Origin of the sequence: Trinickia fusca (genome assembly GCF_003628145.1) — a bacterium.
GTDB lineage: Bacteria > Pseudomonadota > Gammaproteobacteria > Burkholderiales > Burkholderiaceae > Trinickia > Trinickia fusca.
Genome location: NZ_RBZV01000001.1, coordinates 890973 through 905994, shown reverse-complemented (window position 1 = coordinate 905994; position 15022 = coordinate 890973). Strand labels below are relative to the sequence as shown.

Genomic DNA, 15022 nt, shown 5'->3' with positions numbered 1-15022 from the left:
TCAATATCGAAAATGCTTATTGGGTGAATGCTTCATTCCTTGAATTCGAGCGCACAATCGGCGACAGCTTCGACGCCGTCGCCTCGATTTGCCATTTATCGGCTACCTCCTAGTATTGATAGGATCAAAGCGCTGAATGGCCGTTCCGGCAATGCGCGCATCGAAAGAGGGCCACTGCACCGATGTCGGATTCCGAAAGCCAGCCGCGTCGTGCCGCGTCCAGCCCGTCGTCGGGTAAGGCGCCGCCTCAGCCGATCATCGAGGCTACCGGCAATACGCAGGCCGACACGTTCATTCACGCCGTCGATGAAACGGCCGATCCGTTCCAGCAGGCCTTTGCGTCCGACGGCACGCCATTGCACCGCATCAGCGAGGCTGTCAACGGCGTGATCGGCTTGCCGTTCGCGGCGGCGCAGCTACTGAACGGCGGCATCGCCGAGATTCCCCTTCTCGACAAGGTGCCCGGCATGCCTGCCGCCGTGATCGGCGCTCCGCACCTTGGCGTGCCGCACGCGCATGATCATCCGCCGAGCGACGGCATCCCGCTGCCGAGCATCGGCGCGACGATCGGCAGCGGATGCCTGAACGTGCTGATCGGTGGCGCCCCGGCCGCGCGCGTGCTCGACATCGGGCTCGCGCCGACGTGTGGCGGCCTCACGCCGCTGTTCGAGATCAGCACGGGATCGAGCAATACGTTCATCGGTGGGCAGCGCGCGGCGCGCATGGGGATGGACATCACGCGGCATTGCAATCCGATGGGCAACGAGGGTGGTGAGGCCGAGCAGACGGAGACGAAAGGGCCGAGTGCTTTGCGGCGCGCTTGGGGTGCGGCGAATGTCGCGGCACCGATCGTCGGCGGTGCGCTGTCCTCGGCGGACGAAGCTGCCGACGGCGACGCCGAGTCGGCTGCGCTGACTGCCGCTCAGACGGCCGCCAACGCGGCCACGATGGCGCTGTCGATGCTGATGGGCAAGGACCCCGGCATCGAGCCGAGCATGGGTATGTTGACCGCCGGCAATCCAACCGTGCTGATCGGCGGCTTTCCGATGCCCGACGCGCTCGCCCTGCTGCATGCAGGCCTTGGCTTGCGAAAAAAGTTCAAGGCCGATGAAGAAGAGCCGCATACGTGCCAACACGAATGTGACGGCGAGGGCGAGCCCGTCAATCCTGTGACAGGGCAGGTCGAGAATTGCTTCGTCGACTACAAGACGGATGAGATCGCACTTTTCGAATGGGCGCGCTATTACAGCGGTGCTTGGCGCACGCGTGACGGTCCGCTCGGAGTTGGCTTTCGCCATGTGTTCGAACACGAGTTGCAATTGCAGCGCACGCGTGCGATCTACACCGCTCCGCGTGGCCGCACGTTTGCGTTCGCTCGGCGCGCCGACGGTCGTTGCGGCGGATCGTGCGATGGCCATTGGCTCGAGCAACGCGAGGAGAATCTATTCGTTATCCTTAATGATGAGATCGGAGAGATTGGCTTCGCGCTTGAAAACGCACACGATACGTCGATGCGTTGCAGATACGTTGAGCGAGACGGCTTTCGTCATGCGCTGCACTGGAACGAACAAGGCCTGCTGGAGGGTATCGCTCAGTCCGATAGAAGCGGCAGTGTGCGCCGCACGCTTCGCTTTCGTTACGACGGCCGCGCGCATCTCGTCGAAGTTTGGCTGACAGAGCCCGATGGCCACCGCTCACGTATCGCGCAATACGGCTATGGCACGTCGGGCTGTCTCGTCATGCATCGCGATGCGCTTGGCGCAACCTCGAGCTACGACTACGACGCGCAACACCGTCTCGTTCGGCTGACCGATCCCAACGGCTACAGCTTCGCTTATCGCTATGACCGCGAGGGCCGCTGCGTCGAAAGCGCTGGGCGCGATGGCATGTGGCGTGTCGTCTTCGCCTATCAGCCGGGGCGCACGATCGTGACGCGTGCCGACGGCGGAAAATGGACCTATATCTACAACGCGGCCGGCACGATTACTCGTATCGTCGATCCCTACGGGGGCGCACAGGAGCGCGTCACGGGTGCCAACGGACGCGTCGTGCAGGAGATCGATTCGGGCGGACGCACGCTGCAATGGCTATACGATGCGAACGGCCGGCATACGGGACGCATGGACCGATGGGGCAACACGTGGCCGTCGATCGACGACATGCCCGTGCTGCCGAATGCGCTCGAACACCCTGTGCCGGCGACGCCGCTCGGTTTGCAGTGGGGTGACGCAGACGACGCGATGTCGGCTAATACGTCGATGTTGCCGCCGGCTATTACGGCGCATGCCGCAACGATCGACGCGCGGAGCACGCGCCAAAGCATGCTCGAGCCGTCCCTACAGCGCAACGCGGCTGGGCATATCGTCACGCGAACCGATGCTTGCGGTCGATCCGAACGTTATACGCGTGACGCCGCCGGCAATGTCATTCGACGTCGCGACAGTGATGGCCGCGACTACGTCTACGGCATCACGTCGCTCGATCTGATCGAAAGCCTGACCGATCCGCTCGGTCAGGCCGTCCGGTATCGATACACGTGCGCGCAGTCGATCGAATCGGTCATCGACGCGAACGGCAACGAAAGCGCCTATGCCTATGACCTCAAGAACAGGGCGATCGGCGTTACGCGGCACGGCACGCTGCGCGAGACATACACGTACGATGAAGGCGACCGACTCATCGAGAAGCGCGACGGCGCAGGCAATTGGCTGCTGCGCTATGAGGTCGGCGACAACGGGCTGCACAAGACGCGCAAACTCGCGAATGGCGAAGTGCACCGCTACGAATACGACACGCGCGGCAGGTTCACCAAGGCATCGACGAGTCGCTTCGACGTTTCGCTGTCGCACGACGCGCGCGGGCGCCGACTGATCGACAAGCGCGATGGGCTCGGCATTGAACACGCCTATGCGCGTGAACGGTTGGCATCCACGAGGTACTTCGACCGATTTGTGATTGGGTACGAACGCGAACGCTCGTCGAATGGCGGGGTGTTCGTGCACACGCCCGTCGGCGGCGTCCATCGGTTCGAGCGCACGGCCGACGGCAAAATCGGCGTGCGGCTCGGTAACGGAACACACGCGCTGTGGTGCTTCGATGCGCTCGCACGCTGCACGGGCCGGCTGGTGTGGACCGACGGCGCCGAGGACGATTGCGCTTGCGTGCAATACGAATACAGCGCGACGGGCGAGCTGCGGCGCGTCATCGACCGAGCGAACGGCACGACTCGGTACGAGTACGACGCAGCGCATCGTTTGATCGGCGAGGTGAACAACGGATGGCCCGTGCGTCGCTTTGACTACGATCGTGCGGGCAACCTGCTGTCGACGCCCATGTCTGGCCCGATTCGATACGTCGAAGGCAATCGGCTCGCGGCCACGCGCGCGGAGCGCTTTCGCTTCGACCATCGCAATCATCTGGCCGAGCGTGTCGCGAACGACGGCCGGCGTATCGACTATCGCTACGACAGCCTGGACTTGCTGGTGGGCGTCGAATGGTCCGATCGCGCCGACGTGTGGACGGCCGACTACGACGGTCTCAGTCGACGCGTCGAGAAGCGCCTGGGCACGGCGTGCACGCAGTTCTATTGGGACGGCGATCGGCTGGCTGCGCAGATAGAGCGGAACGGGCGCCTTCGACTGTACGTCTATGCGAACGCAGAGGCGTTCGTGCCTTTCATGTTCATCGACTATGCATCGCTGGATGCTGCGCCTGACTCGGGCGAGGCGTACTACGTGTTCGTCAATCAGGTCGGCATGCCCGAGTACATCGAGGATGATGCTCGGCGAACGGCGTGGCGCGCTACCGATATCGATCCGTATGGCCTCGTGCAGGTGGCGCCGGGTAACGTCGTCGACTACGCGTTGCGTTGGCCCGGGCATTACTTCGATCAGGAAACCGCACTACATGAGAACCGCTATCGCACGTACGACCCCGCGTTAGGCCGTTATCTGCAATCGGACCCGAAAGGGCAGGCCGGCGGGATCAATCTATATGCGTATACGGCCAATCCGCTTGTGTGGGTCGACGTGCTGGGGCGCAAGTGTGAGCACGGCAACGAGAACTCGCGCGAATGTCCGGAGTGCCAGGGAAAAGAGGAAATCGAAGCGCTCGAGCAGGAGCTGAAGAAGCTGAACCTGGACAAATATAATCTCGATGGAGGCGTCGAGAAGCCGGTCAAGGACCAGGATTCGCGGTACAGGACGTTGCTGGCAGATATCAAGAGGAAGCGTGACCAGCTGTTCAACCTGCGAAACCCGGACGAGCGCCACAAGAACGCGGCGATGGCCGAAGACCTGGCGAATCAACGCATGAAGGCGATCGGCGGGGTGCCGTTAGGCAAGACCGACGAGCCGTATGAACCCGGTAAGCAAGGGATCGACGGAATCTACAAGAACACGCGCAACCCGCCGCCTGATTACATCATTACAGAGGTCAAGTACGGAACCGCCGACCTTGCGAAGGGGCTTGCCGACGGCACCGACCAGATGGATGACCAATGGGTCAAGAATCGACTCGACGCGGCGGTCGGCAAGCCGCAAGCGGACGAGATCAGGAACGCGATCGATGAAGACCGCGTGCTCGATGAAGGCCGCGTGCAGAAGTGGTTGATTCACGTCGACGAAGACCGAAGAATGACTGCTTCGCTGATCGGCCCGGACGGCAATGTCATCGAAAATTCGACGATTGGGTACTTTTAGCGGCAATCGATATGACGATACGCGACAAGCTGAAGAACGTGGAGTACTTCGATCGCTGGCTCGACTACGACGCGGAGCAGGCGCGCAAGGTACAGAACAAGCTCGACACGTACACCATCGCGCTGCCGTACGGGCGGGTTACGGCCAGTTATGACCAGTTCCGGCGCGCATTGGATCGCCTGATCATGCGCTATTCGCGCGGCGACGCGCTGATCGATCTGCGCGGCGATGCGGCAGCGTTGCTTGCGGCTCGCCAACAGATCGTGCGCCATTGCGATGCGCTGCCCGCCCACGAGCAGCACTTGCGCCGTATCTATGAGCGGTTGTCGCTCGACAGCTACGTCAGCTGGTTCAGGTGGCTGTCGTTTGCTGTCTGTCTTGGTTTACCGCGCGACCACGTGATGCAAGTGTTGGCGCTGATTGACAGCGCCGGTCAAGACGCACTGCTCGATCGCATCGCGGCCAAGCTCGGCGATGTGCGGCCGATCGCACAGAACGTTAGATTTCCTGATCAATACGCGCGCCTGAATGGGGCACTCGACGCGTTAGGCGATGAGCAGGCGCGATTGATCGGCGAGTTTCTCGACGGATGGTACGCGAGCCATTATCAAGCAGGTTGGTTCGACACGCACGAGCGCGACGATGCCGGCTACGTCGGCTATTGGTGCTTCGAAGCCGCGCTCGTGGTCAAGCTGTTCGAGATCGACGACAGCACGTTTCGCGACAATCCGTTCTATCCGGCCGATCTCGTCAGGGCGTTTTAGTTCGTTTTGTTGGTATTGGGCACGGCATCACGCAAGGGCGCGAGGGCCCTTGCGCGTGAAACGCGGATCAGGCTACGGTGATGGTCGGATCCCACCAGTAGTAGCCATAGAGATTTTGCTTTTGGCCATTGCTGTCCAGCGTGTAAAGCGCGAAACAGACGCCGAATCCTTCGGTGCCGCTCTTCTTGACCTTCGAATCGTAGGTCGCGAAGGTCTGGAGCCGGTGTGAGGCGGGCAGGCCGTCGGCCGTATCCTCGTTCGGCTGCGCCGCTCCCGTTCTCTCGATATGGTTGTATTGGAACCGATTGAAGACATCGTCGCCGCTGAAGTGCTTGATGGCGTACACAATGACCGCGTCGTCGGCATTCTCATAGATCGACACGCCGGCGAACGAGACCATGTCGCCGACGTTGGCACGGAAATGCAAGTCGCCCGAGCCCTGGCCACTGATGATTTCGCGTGCACCCGTGCAAATCATGTATTGATTGGAGTGACTGATGCCCTGAGGCTGCTCCTTCGGCAGTTGGTTCGGGCCATACGTTTTTTTGACGAATTCGGTGTCGATGACGACGAGGATATTGATGTTCTGCGAACTGGATTGCAAAACGACGTCGGATGCCATGATGAATCCTCCAATATGGTGGAATTCTCCGGGACAACTCCGGGACACGCTGGTTTACGTGTCTCGCGTCAATTTCCTCTTATTCAATCGCTTGCACACCTGTCAATCGTGATAGGTATCCAATTAGTGGGAATTTCATCGAATCGTGATGGTCGGACCCCACCAGTAGTAGCCGTACAAATTTTGCGTTTCCGAGTACTCGTCGAGCGCGTAAAGCGCAAAACAGATCGCCAATTGCTCGTTGCCGACCGATCTTATTCTTGAATTGCAGGTCGTAAAGCTCGCCTTTTCGTGAGTTGCCGGCAGGCCGTCGTTATCGGGCGAGTCGGGATGAGGCTGCGCCGCCTCGGCCCTGGCGATGGTGCCGACTTCGAATGGCTGAAACAGCGGTCTTTGCCTCGAGAGCCCCTTGACGGCGTACACGATGACGGCATCGTCGGCGTTGGCGTAAATCGAGGTGGCCGCAATCGAGACGATGTCGCCGACCCTCGCGTCAAAACGCAAGTGGCTCGATGCCTGACCGTAAACGGAACCGCGTGAGCCCGTACAAATCAGGTATTGATGCTCATAATTAATTGGAATGGGATGCTGCCACGCGTGCTTGTCATGGCAGGGTCCGTGACGACGCTTGATATAACCGGTATCGAAGACGGCCAGCAGATGGATATGCTGCACGTCTGGTCGGAAAATGACGTCGGGTTCCATCGCTATCTCACGAATTGTTACGAGCGGTCGGCGCGCCTATGAGCGCGGCATTGATCAATGTCCTCTCATCGTCATCATTGCACACCTATCGGAGCAGTTAGGTCTGAGCGCGCAGCGTCCATTATCCGATTGGTTCGGTATCCGTCATGCGGGCACGAACTTTCTCCGCAACGGGGGGGGGGCGTGCCCGCGTGGGTGGCCACTTGTGGCGCGATCGATGGCCACCAGCCTTGCTATAGCCCGCTATTGGCGGCGCGTTGCCGCAGCAAGCCGAGTACGGCATCGCAGAATGGCGTCGGTACACCGAGCTTGCGGCCGAGTTCGGGGAACACGCCCAGAATCGGATCGATCTCGAGCGGCCGTCCCGCTTCGAGGTCTTGCAACATCGACGTCTTGAACGCGCCAAGCTCACGCGTGACGGTCACGCGCGCTTGCGCCGACATGCCCGTCGACAGGCCCAGACGCCGGCCGATCGCGTCGGCTTCCTCCATCATCCGCAGCACGAGCTCGTGCGTGAGTGGATCGTCGAGCAGACGATCGGCCGTCGAGCCCGTCAGCGCGCTGAGCGGGTTCATGTTCATGTTGCCCCACAGCTTTGCCCAGATTTCGCTGCGGATGTCGCTACTGCGCTCGACATCGAAGCCACCCGCTTCGAGTCCTCGCGCGAAAGCGTGTGCGGTAGGCTCGAGCGTCGCGCGTGCGGCGCCGATGATGAGCCGATTGCCGCGGCCGCGACGGATCACGCCAGGCGCTTCGGTTGACGAAGAAAGGTGCACGACGCAGCCGATCGAGCTCGCCGCCGGCAACACGGCGGACACGGCGCCACTCGGATCGACCGCTTCGATCGGCTGGCCGGCCGGCCACGCGCCGATGCCGTCGAGGAACCACCACGGCAAACCGTTCATGGCACTGATCACGGCCGTTCGCGGGCCCACGAGCGGGTGCAAGCACGCCGCCATGGAGGGGAGTGCCTGCGCCTTCAGTGCGAGCACGACGAAGTCCTGCGCGCCGAGCTCGACCGGCGAATCGCTGGCCAGGACGGGGAGGCCTGACGCTGGTACGGCGCCGTCGCGTTCGGCGACGCGTATGCCGTGTTCGCGAATCGCCGCGAGCGTCGCGCCGCGCGCGAGCACGCTGACGGTATGACCGGCTCGCGCGAGTGCGGCGGCCAGCAATCCGCCGATCGCGCCGGCACCGACGATGACGGTGCGCGGCGCGTGGCCGGTCTTCTCGGAAGCGGGATGCATCGTGCGTTCACTCCTTGTAAGACGGATCAATGCGCTCGGCTTGGCGCAGCAGTGCGTCGAGCACGTCCTGGCCTGCGCCATACTTGGGCTCGAATTGCAGCGAATCGCGCGTGCAGCGCTGCGCCACCTCGTCGGGGATCAACCGCGCCGGGCCCAGCGCGGCCGTCGCGAGTTGAATCTCGCAGGCGCGGTTCAGGGTCCAGAGTCTCGCGAACGCCTGAGCGATCGTCTCGCCGATGGCGAGCAGTCCATGATTGCGCAGAATCAGCAGGCGCTTGTCGCCGAGGTTCGCGACGAGCCGTGGCCCTTCGTCGGCACGCACGGTGATGCCCTCGAAATCGTGGTACGCGACCATGCCGTGCAACTGCGCGGAGTAGAAGTTCGAATTCTCGAGCCCCCCCTGCGAGCAGGCGACGGCGAGGCCCGCCGTCGTATGGGTGTGCATGATGCAGTGCGCGTCGGGCAGCGCGCGGTGCAGCGCCGCGTGAACGACGAAGCCAGCCGGATTCACGCGCTGCGCTCGAGGGCCGACGACGTGCCCGTCGAGATCGATCTTTACCAGATTGGACGCCGTCACTTCACTGTAGTGCAGGCCGAACGGATTGATCAGGAAATGGCGGTCGGGCCCCGGAACGCGCAGCGTGATGTGGTTGTAAATGAGCTCGCTCCAGCCGAGCATCGCGAACACGCGATACGTGCCGGCAAGCTGCTCGCGCAGCATTCGCTCCTCGTCGCCGAATGGCGACGCAGGTTGTCCTGGGGTCTGCCGAAACTCGGTGGGTTGCATTGCGCATCTCCTCGCAAGCACGCGCCTTTACTTAGGTTGCGCGTGGCGCGCGACGGGCGCGTGAGTCGAACGCCGCGGCCATGTGAGCCCAGGGGGCTCGGTGCTCCGAGAATAGAGCAAACTAGTTGTGCGCACAACCAATTTGGCTCATCCCGGGTGAGTGCCGAGGCCGTGCGCCAGACAAGCGATTCTGTAAGGGGATGCAGACAATGCTTCTCGGATCAGTTACAATCTCGCGCTTACGCTTTTTGGCCTTGCGACACGCTTCCATGCTGCAAGGCGCGCAACGAAAAGCGATGCCATACATCGGGATACGCCATAGGCGTTGTCCCGGCTGCGAGGATGGCGAAATTGGTAGACGCACCAGGTTTAGGTCCTGACGCCAGCAATGGTGTGGGGGTTCGAGTCCCCCTCCTCGCACCAAATCCCTTCAAAAGCGCGCCTCGGCGCGCTTTTGTTTTTCCCCGTCTTATCTGCGATTGTTCATTCGCCGCTCGCAAGCGCGTTCGCGATGACCTTATCGAGCGCACGCCCCAGCGCATCCAATTCGGCTTCGTCGAGGCAGCCGAACAGATCTGCATTCCACTTGCGCGCAATCGGCATGACCTTGCGAAAGAGCTCGCGTCCCGCCTCGGTCAGCGAGATCAACACGACGCGGCCATCGTCGCTGCTCGTCGCGCGCTCGATCAGCCCGCGCTTGATGAGTGCTTCGGCCGCGCGGCTGGCCTGACTCTTGTCGAGGTTCGCGTGCTTGGCCAGGTCCATGATCGAGAACGGCCCGAACGATCCCACCGACGCGATCACCCGCGCCTCGGGCAGCGTGATGTCGAGCTTGCTCTGATAGCGCTCGCCGATGCCGCGATCGGACAGCTTGTTCAGCACGTGCATGCGGTAAGTCAGGAATTGTTCGAGCCCGGCTTTGGCGGCGGCCTTCATAGTCATCCTGTAGTGTGGGTGCAGAGTACGGCGCGCTGAAATTGTTGCCCTATCACCCCGCGTGGTCAACGCGCTGCGTGCTCAAGCTCCGTATTTTAGGCGGGCCATTTGCTCGGCTGCGTCGGTGATGAGCCGGGCTGCATCTCGGATCGCCGCATCGAGCGAGATCGGCCCCGGCGCCGGCGAGAAGCAGCCGCAGAAGTGTTCGGACAGTCGCGCAAGCGCGGCGGGGTCGACCGCGCCCGAGAGCAGCGACGCCGGCACGCCGGCCGCACGCGCATGCCGGCACGCGATGAACGGCGCCTTGCCGTGCAGCGTTTGCGCGTCCGAGCGGCCTTCGCCCGTAATGAGCCAGTTCGCGTCGGTCAGTGCTCGATCGAGGCCGACCTGGGCGGCGACGACTTCGGCGCCGGCTTCGAAGCGCGCGCCGAGCATATGCAGCGCGAACCCTAGACCACCGGCCGCGCCGGCGCCCGGCAAGTCGCGTGCGTGCCCAACGGAAGTCCCTGTGGGGCGTCGCCCAAGGGCTGCTTCGAGCAAGTCGGCGAAGCGGCCCAGCGCCGCATCGAGCGGGGCCACCTGCGCTGGCGTTACCCCTTTTTGCGGGCCGAATACGGCCGTTGCGCCATGCTCGCCGGTGAGCGGGTTGTCGACATCGGACATCGCGACGAACGAGGCCTGTGCAAGCCGCGCATCGAGCTGTGACGCGTCGATGCGGGCCAGGCGCGGGAGCTGCTCGGGCGTGGGCTCGAGTGCGTGGCCGTCCGCATCGAACAGCTGAAGGCCCAGGCCTGCGAGCAGACCGGCGCCGCCGTCGTTGGTGCTGCTGCCGCCCAGCGCGACGAAGAAGCGCCGTACGCCGGCATCGAGCAGTTGGCCGATCGCCTCGCCCATGCCGCGCGTGCTGCGCGCCTGAACGGGCGTCTCCAGTGCTTGCGCGTCGGTGATGCCGACGATCTCGGCCGTCTCGATCACGGCGCTGCCGTCAGGCAGCAGTCCCGTGGCGGCCTCGCGCAGGGCGGTCCCGGCGCTGTGCACGCGCAGCATGCTTCTGGTGCCGCCCTGGGCGAGCATCGCGTCGAGCGTGCCTTCACCCCCGTCGGCCATCGGGCACAGCCGAACGACGGCGTCGGGCCGTGCACGCCGTATGCCGAGCGCGATGGCATCGGCGACGGCGGCGGCGCTCAGCGAGCCTTTGAACGAATCGGGCGCGATGACCACGATCGGTGCGGCGCTAGGGATCGGCATGGTGTCTCCGGGAGAGGGGATGGCCGCTCTGGGCTGGCGGCGTCTCCTCGAGCTTATCAGCGAAGCGCAGGCAGACGGATATGTGCACCGGCATGACGGGCATCGGCGGCGGCGGATGCCGGGAGGCGATTGGCCCGGGGTGTGCCAGGGCATACCGAAAAGCACCAAATCGCGGTGGACCCCGTCAATAGTTTGCTAGAATATTCGATTCTTCCGATCCAACCGTGCTGCCGGAAGCCAGGTGATCCAGGCAATGGGAGCGGTGATGCCTCCTCCCGAGAGCGAGGCGCAACACGTAAGCACGGCGAAGATAACCGATTCGCTTGAACAATTTAGGACGATTGAAGCCATGGCTAACGTTGTTGAAAACCTCGGCAAGCTCGAACGCCGTGTGACGATTTCCCTGCCGAAGGAAGTGGTGCAAAAGGACATCGATTCGCGCATCCGCCAACTCGCGAAGAACGTTCGCATGCCGGGTTTCCGTCCTGGCAAGGTGCCGCTGAAGATGGTGACGCAGCAGTACGCAGGGCAGGTCGAGGCCGAAGTGCTGAGCGACAAGATCGGCAAGCAATTCTTCGATATCAGCCGCGCTGAAAACCTGCGCGTGGCCGGTCAACCGAGCTTCAGCCCGAAGGAAGGCGCCGCCGAAGACACCTATGCGTTCGACGCGACGTTCGAGGTGTACCCGGAAGTGAAGCTCGGCGACCTGTCGAGCGCCGAGCTCGAGCGCTCGGTCACGACGATCAGCGACGCCGAAGTCGACCGCACGCTCGAAATCCTGCGCAAGCAGCGCGTGCACTACCATGCGCGCGGCGAAGCCGGCGAACACGGTGACGGTGGCGCGGAACAAGCAGCCCAATCGGGCGACCGCGTGACGGTCGATTTCGTCGGCAAGCTCGACGGCGAAGTGTTCCAAGGCGGCAGCGCAGAAGATTTCGCATTCGTGCTCGGCGAAGGCCGCATGCTGGCCGAATTCGAACAAGCAGCAACGGGCCTGAAGATCGGCGAGTCGCGCGAGTTCGATCTCAAGTTCCCGGACGATTACCACGGCAAGGAAGTGGCCGGCAAGACGGCGCAGTTCACGATCACGATGAAGGGCGTCGAGTGGCCGCACCTGCCCGAAATCAACGCCGACTTCGCGAAGTCGCTCGGCGTTGCCGACGGCGATCTGACGAAGATGCGCGCCGAGATCAAGGAAAACCTCGAGCGTGAAGCGAAGCGCCGCACGCAGTCGCTGGTGAAGAACCAGGTGATGGACGCGCTGCTTAAGATCTCCGAACTCGAAGTGCCGAAGGCGCTGATCGAGCAGGATCAAGAGCGCCTCGTCGAAATGGCGCGTCAGGACCTGACGCAGCGCGGCGTGCCGAATGCGGCGAACGCACCGATCCCGGCCGAAATGTTCAAGGAACAGGCTGAGCGTCGCGTCAAGCTGGGCCTCGTGCTGGCCGAGCTCGTGAAGGAAAACAAGCTCGAAGCCAAGCCCGAGCAGATCCGCGCGGAAGTCGAGGAATTCGCTAAGAGCTACGAAGACCCGAAGGAAGTGATCCGCTGGTATTATTCGAACCAGCAGCGTCTGGCCGAAATGGAAGCGTACGTCGTGGAAAGCAACGTCGTCGAATTCGTGCTCGGCAAGGCGAAGGTGACGGACAAGGAAGTGAGCTTCGAAGCCCTGGCGGGCGCCTCGGCGCAAGCGTAAGGCATCGCCGCAATCACGGCGTGCAGGCTGTCGGAGCGACGGCCGCACGCCGTTTTTTTCTGCTGCGGCGCGACGCGCTTGCCGTTCACGTTGAAGACCCATTCCGAACAAGGATCCATTGCATGACCTTTCGCGCTCAATTGCTGGACACGTTGGCCTCCCACGCGCCGCGGGATCTGGAGGCGCAGGCGTTGGGGCTCGTTCCGATCGTCGTCGAAACGAGCGGCCGGGGCGAGCGTTCTTACGACATCTACTCGCGTCTGCTGAAGGAGCGAGTCGTCTTCATGGTCGGTGAAGTCAACGACCAGACGGCGAACCTCGTGGTCGCGCAGTTGCTGTTCCTCGAAAGCGAAAACCCGGACAAGGACATCAGCCTTTACATCAATAGTCCGGGTGGCTCGGTGTCTGCCGGCATGGCGATTTACGACACGATGCAGTTCATCAAGCCCGACGTGTCGACGCTGTGCATGGGTCTTGCGGCCAGCATGGGCGCGTTCCTGCTGGCGGCCGGCGCCAAAGGCAAGCGCTTTGCGCTGCCCAACGCCCGCGTGATGATTCACCAGCCGCTCGGCGGCGCGCGCGGCCAGGCATCGGACATCGAGATTCAGGCGCGCGAAATCCTGTATTTGAAGGAACGCCTGAATCAGTTGCTCGCGCACCACACCGGTCAGCCGGTCGAGCGCATCGCCCGCGATACCGATCGCGACAACTTCATGTCGAGCGAGGACGCACAAGCATACGGCCTCATCGATCAGGTTCTGCAGAAGCGCCCGTAACGATCCGTAACATCGTCGCAATAAATGGGGGCTGGCATTGTCTATTTAGTGAGAATGCCGCCTCAAGCGACGCCGTAAATGGTCGATAATAGTTCTGGGCGCCGACGGCGGAAACGCCAACCAACGTTTCGCCGATTTGCTCCGACCCTGAAGTAGCGGGTCAGCAAGCGGCGTGCCTTGTCATTCGAGTGTCCGGAGGCTCGTATATTCATGGCGGACAAAAAAGGTTCGAACAGCGAAAAGCTGTTGTATTGCTCGTTTTGCGGCAAGAGCCAGCATGAGGTGAAAAAGCTGATTGCGGGCCCATCGGTCTTCATCTGTGATGAATGTATCGACTTGTGCAACGAGATCATTCGCGACGAAGCCGCAGGAGCGGGGACGGACACAGGCCTGTCGAAATCCGACTTGCCGAGCCCGCAGGAAATTCGCGACATCCTCGATCAATACGTGATCGGGCAGGAGCGCGCCAAGAAGATTCTGGCCGTGGCGGTGTACAACCACTACAAGCGCCTCAAGCATCTCGACAAGAAAGACGACATCGAGCTGTCCAAGAGCAACATCCTGTTGATCGGGCCGACCGGCTCGGGCAAGACGCTGCTCGCGCAAACGCTCGCTCGCCTGCTCAACGTGCCGTTCGTGATCGCCGACGCGACCACACTGACGGAAGCCGGCTATGTCGGCGAGGACGTCGAGAACATCATTCAGAAGCTGCTGCAGAACTGTAACTACGAAGTCGAGAAGGCCCAGCGCGGCATCGTCTACATCGACGAGATCGACAAGATCAGCCGCAAGTCCGACAACCCGTCGATCACGCGTGACGTGTCCGGCGAAGGCGTGCAGCAGGCGCTGCTCAAGCTCGTCGAGGGCACGATGGCATCGGTGCCGCCGCAAGGCGGGCGCAAGCATCCGAACCAGGATTTCATCCAGGTCGACACGACCAACATCCTGTTCATTTGCGGCGGTGCATTCGACGGGCTCGAGAAGGTCATCACCGACCGGACCGAAAAGACCGGCATCGGCTTTGGTGCTAGCGTCAAGAGCAAGCAGGAGCGCGACGCCGGCGAAGTGCTGCGTGAGGTCGAGCCCGAGGATCTGATCAAGTTCGGCCTGATCCCCGAGTTGATCGGTCGTTTGCCCGTCGTGGCGACGCTGGGCAAGCTCGACGAAGCCGCACTGATGAAGATCCTCGTCGAGCCCAAGAACGCGCTCGTGAAGCAATATCACAAGCTGTTCGGGATGGAACGCGTCGAGCTCGAGATCCGTCCGGCTGCGCTGCAGGCCGTGGCGCGCAAGGCGATCCGCCGCAAGACGGGCGCGCGCGGGTTGCGCTCCATTCTGGAACAGGCGTTGCTTGACGTGATGTACGAATTGCCGGCCATGAAAGGGGTCAGCAAAGTCATCATCGAGGAGAACGTCATCGATGGCGACGGCAAGCCTCTGTTGATCTACGAAGAAGCCCCTAAGGTTGCGGGCTCGAATTGATCAGCCCTAAAGCTTTTTCTGAAACAGCCGTTCATGGCAACGTGAACGGCTTTTTTCGT

Annotated in this window: 11 protein-coding genes and 1 tRNA gene; 6 read left to right on the top strand and 6 right to left on the bottom strand. The window is 62.3% G+C overall.

The genetic code is table 11. The annotated features are described in order from the left end of the window. The first annotated feature begins 182 nt into the window (after positions 1 to 182). Together D7S89_RS03740 and D7S89_RS03735 are read left to right on the top strand one after the other, a co-directional pair. Complete coding sequence (locus D7S89_RS03740; protein WP_121275676.1) at positions 183 to 4700, top strand: RHS repeat-associated core domain-containing protein; 4518 nt, start codon at positions 183 to 185, stop codon at positions 4698 to 4700. An 11-nt stretch (positions 4701 to 4711) separates the two neighbouring features. Continuing rightward, on the top strand, positions 4712 to 5464 hold the full coding sequence (locus D7S89_RS03735) for a PoNe immunity protein domain-containing protein (RefSeq protein WP_121275674.1): 753 nt from the start codon (positions 4712 to 4714) through the stop codon (positions 5462 to 5464). 67 nt (positions 5465 to 5531) lie between these two features. Here D7S89_RS03735 and D7S89_RS03730 read toward each other — a convergent pair whose 3' ends face one another. The 4 genes from D7S89_RS03730 to D7S89_RS03715 form a co-directional block, all read right to left on the bottom strand. Then, positions 5532 to 6086, bottom strand: coding sequence for an inclusion body family protein (locus D7S89_RS03730; protein ID WP_121275673.1), 555 nt, complete (start codon positions 6084 to 6086; stop codon positions 5532 to 5534). A 135-nt stretch (positions 6087 to 6221) separates the two neighbouring features. Beyond that, positions 6222 to 6791: an AidA/PixA family protein gene (locus tag D7S89_RS03725; RefSeq protein ID WP_121275671.1), complete on the bottom strand. Its 570-nt coding sequence runs from the start codon at positions 6789 to 6791 to the stop codon at positions 6222 to 6224. A 233-nt stretch (positions 6792 to 7024) separates the two neighbouring features. Further along, positions 7025 to 8038, bottom strand: a complete 1014-nt coding sequence (locus D7S89_RS03720) for a 2-dehydropantoate 2-reductase (RefSeq protein WP_121275669.1) — start codon at positions 8036 to 8038, stop codon at positions 7025 to 7027. Between the two features lie 7 nt (positions 8039 to 8045). Then, on the bottom strand, positions 8046 to 8825 hold the full coding sequence (locus tag D7S89_RS03715; RefSeq protein ID WP_121275667.1) for a class II aldolase/adducin family protein: 780 nt from the start codon (positions 8823 to 8825) through the stop codon (positions 8046 to 8048). A gap of 336 nt (positions 8826 to 9161) precedes the next feature. Here D7S89_RS03715 and D7S89_RS03710 point away from each other — a divergent pair. Further along, positions 9162 to 9248 (top strand) — tRNA-Leu (locus tag D7S89_RS03710). A 60-nt stretch (positions 9249 to 9308) separates the two neighbouring features. Here the strand turns inward: D7S89_RS03710 and D7S89_RS03705 are convergent. Together D7S89_RS03705 and D7S89_RS03700 are read right to left on the bottom strand one after the other, a co-directional pair. Next, the gene (locus D7S89_RS03705; protein ID WP_121276070.1) at positions 9309 to 9761 is read right to left on the bottom strand and encodes a MarR family winged helix-turn-helix transcriptional regulator; all 453 of its coding nucleotides are present in this window, start codon (positions 9759 to 9761) and stop codon (positions 9309 to 9311) included. An 81-nt stretch (positions 9762 to 9842) separates the two neighbouring features. Further along, positions 9843 to 11009, bottom strand: a complete 1167-nt coding sequence (locus tag D7S89_RS03700) for a glycerate kinase (protein WP_121275665.1) — start codon at positions 11007 to 11009, stop codon at positions 9843 to 9845. A 349-nt stretch (positions 11010 to 11358) separates the two neighbouring features. On the opposite strand from D7S89_RS03700, the gene tig reads away from it, so the two are divergent. The 3 genes from tig to clpX all read left to right on the top strand — a co-directional run bounded on the left by tig (position 11359) and on the right by clpX (position 14963). Next, complete coding sequence (tig, locus tag D7S89_RS03695) at positions 11359 to 12705, top strand: trigger factor (RefSeq protein WP_121275663.1); 1347 nt, start codon at positions 11359 to 11361, stop codon at positions 12703 to 12705. A gap of 122 nt (positions 12706 to 12827) precedes the next feature. Continuing rightward, entirely contained in the window at positions 12828 to 13481 is a 654-nt protein-coding gene (gene clpP / locus D7S89_RS03690) for an ATP-dependent Clp endopeptidase proteolytic subunit ClpP (RefSeq protein WP_121275662.1), read from the top strand. Positions 13482 to 13691: 210 nt separating this feature from the next. Next, on the top strand, positions 13692 to 14963 hold the full coding sequence (gene clpX, locus D7S89_RS03685; protein ID WP_121275660.1) for an ATP-dependent Clp protease ATP-binding subunit ClpX: 1272 nt from the start codon (positions 13692 to 13694) through the stop codon (positions 14961 to 14963). Positions 14964 to 15022: the final 59 nt, after the last annotated feature.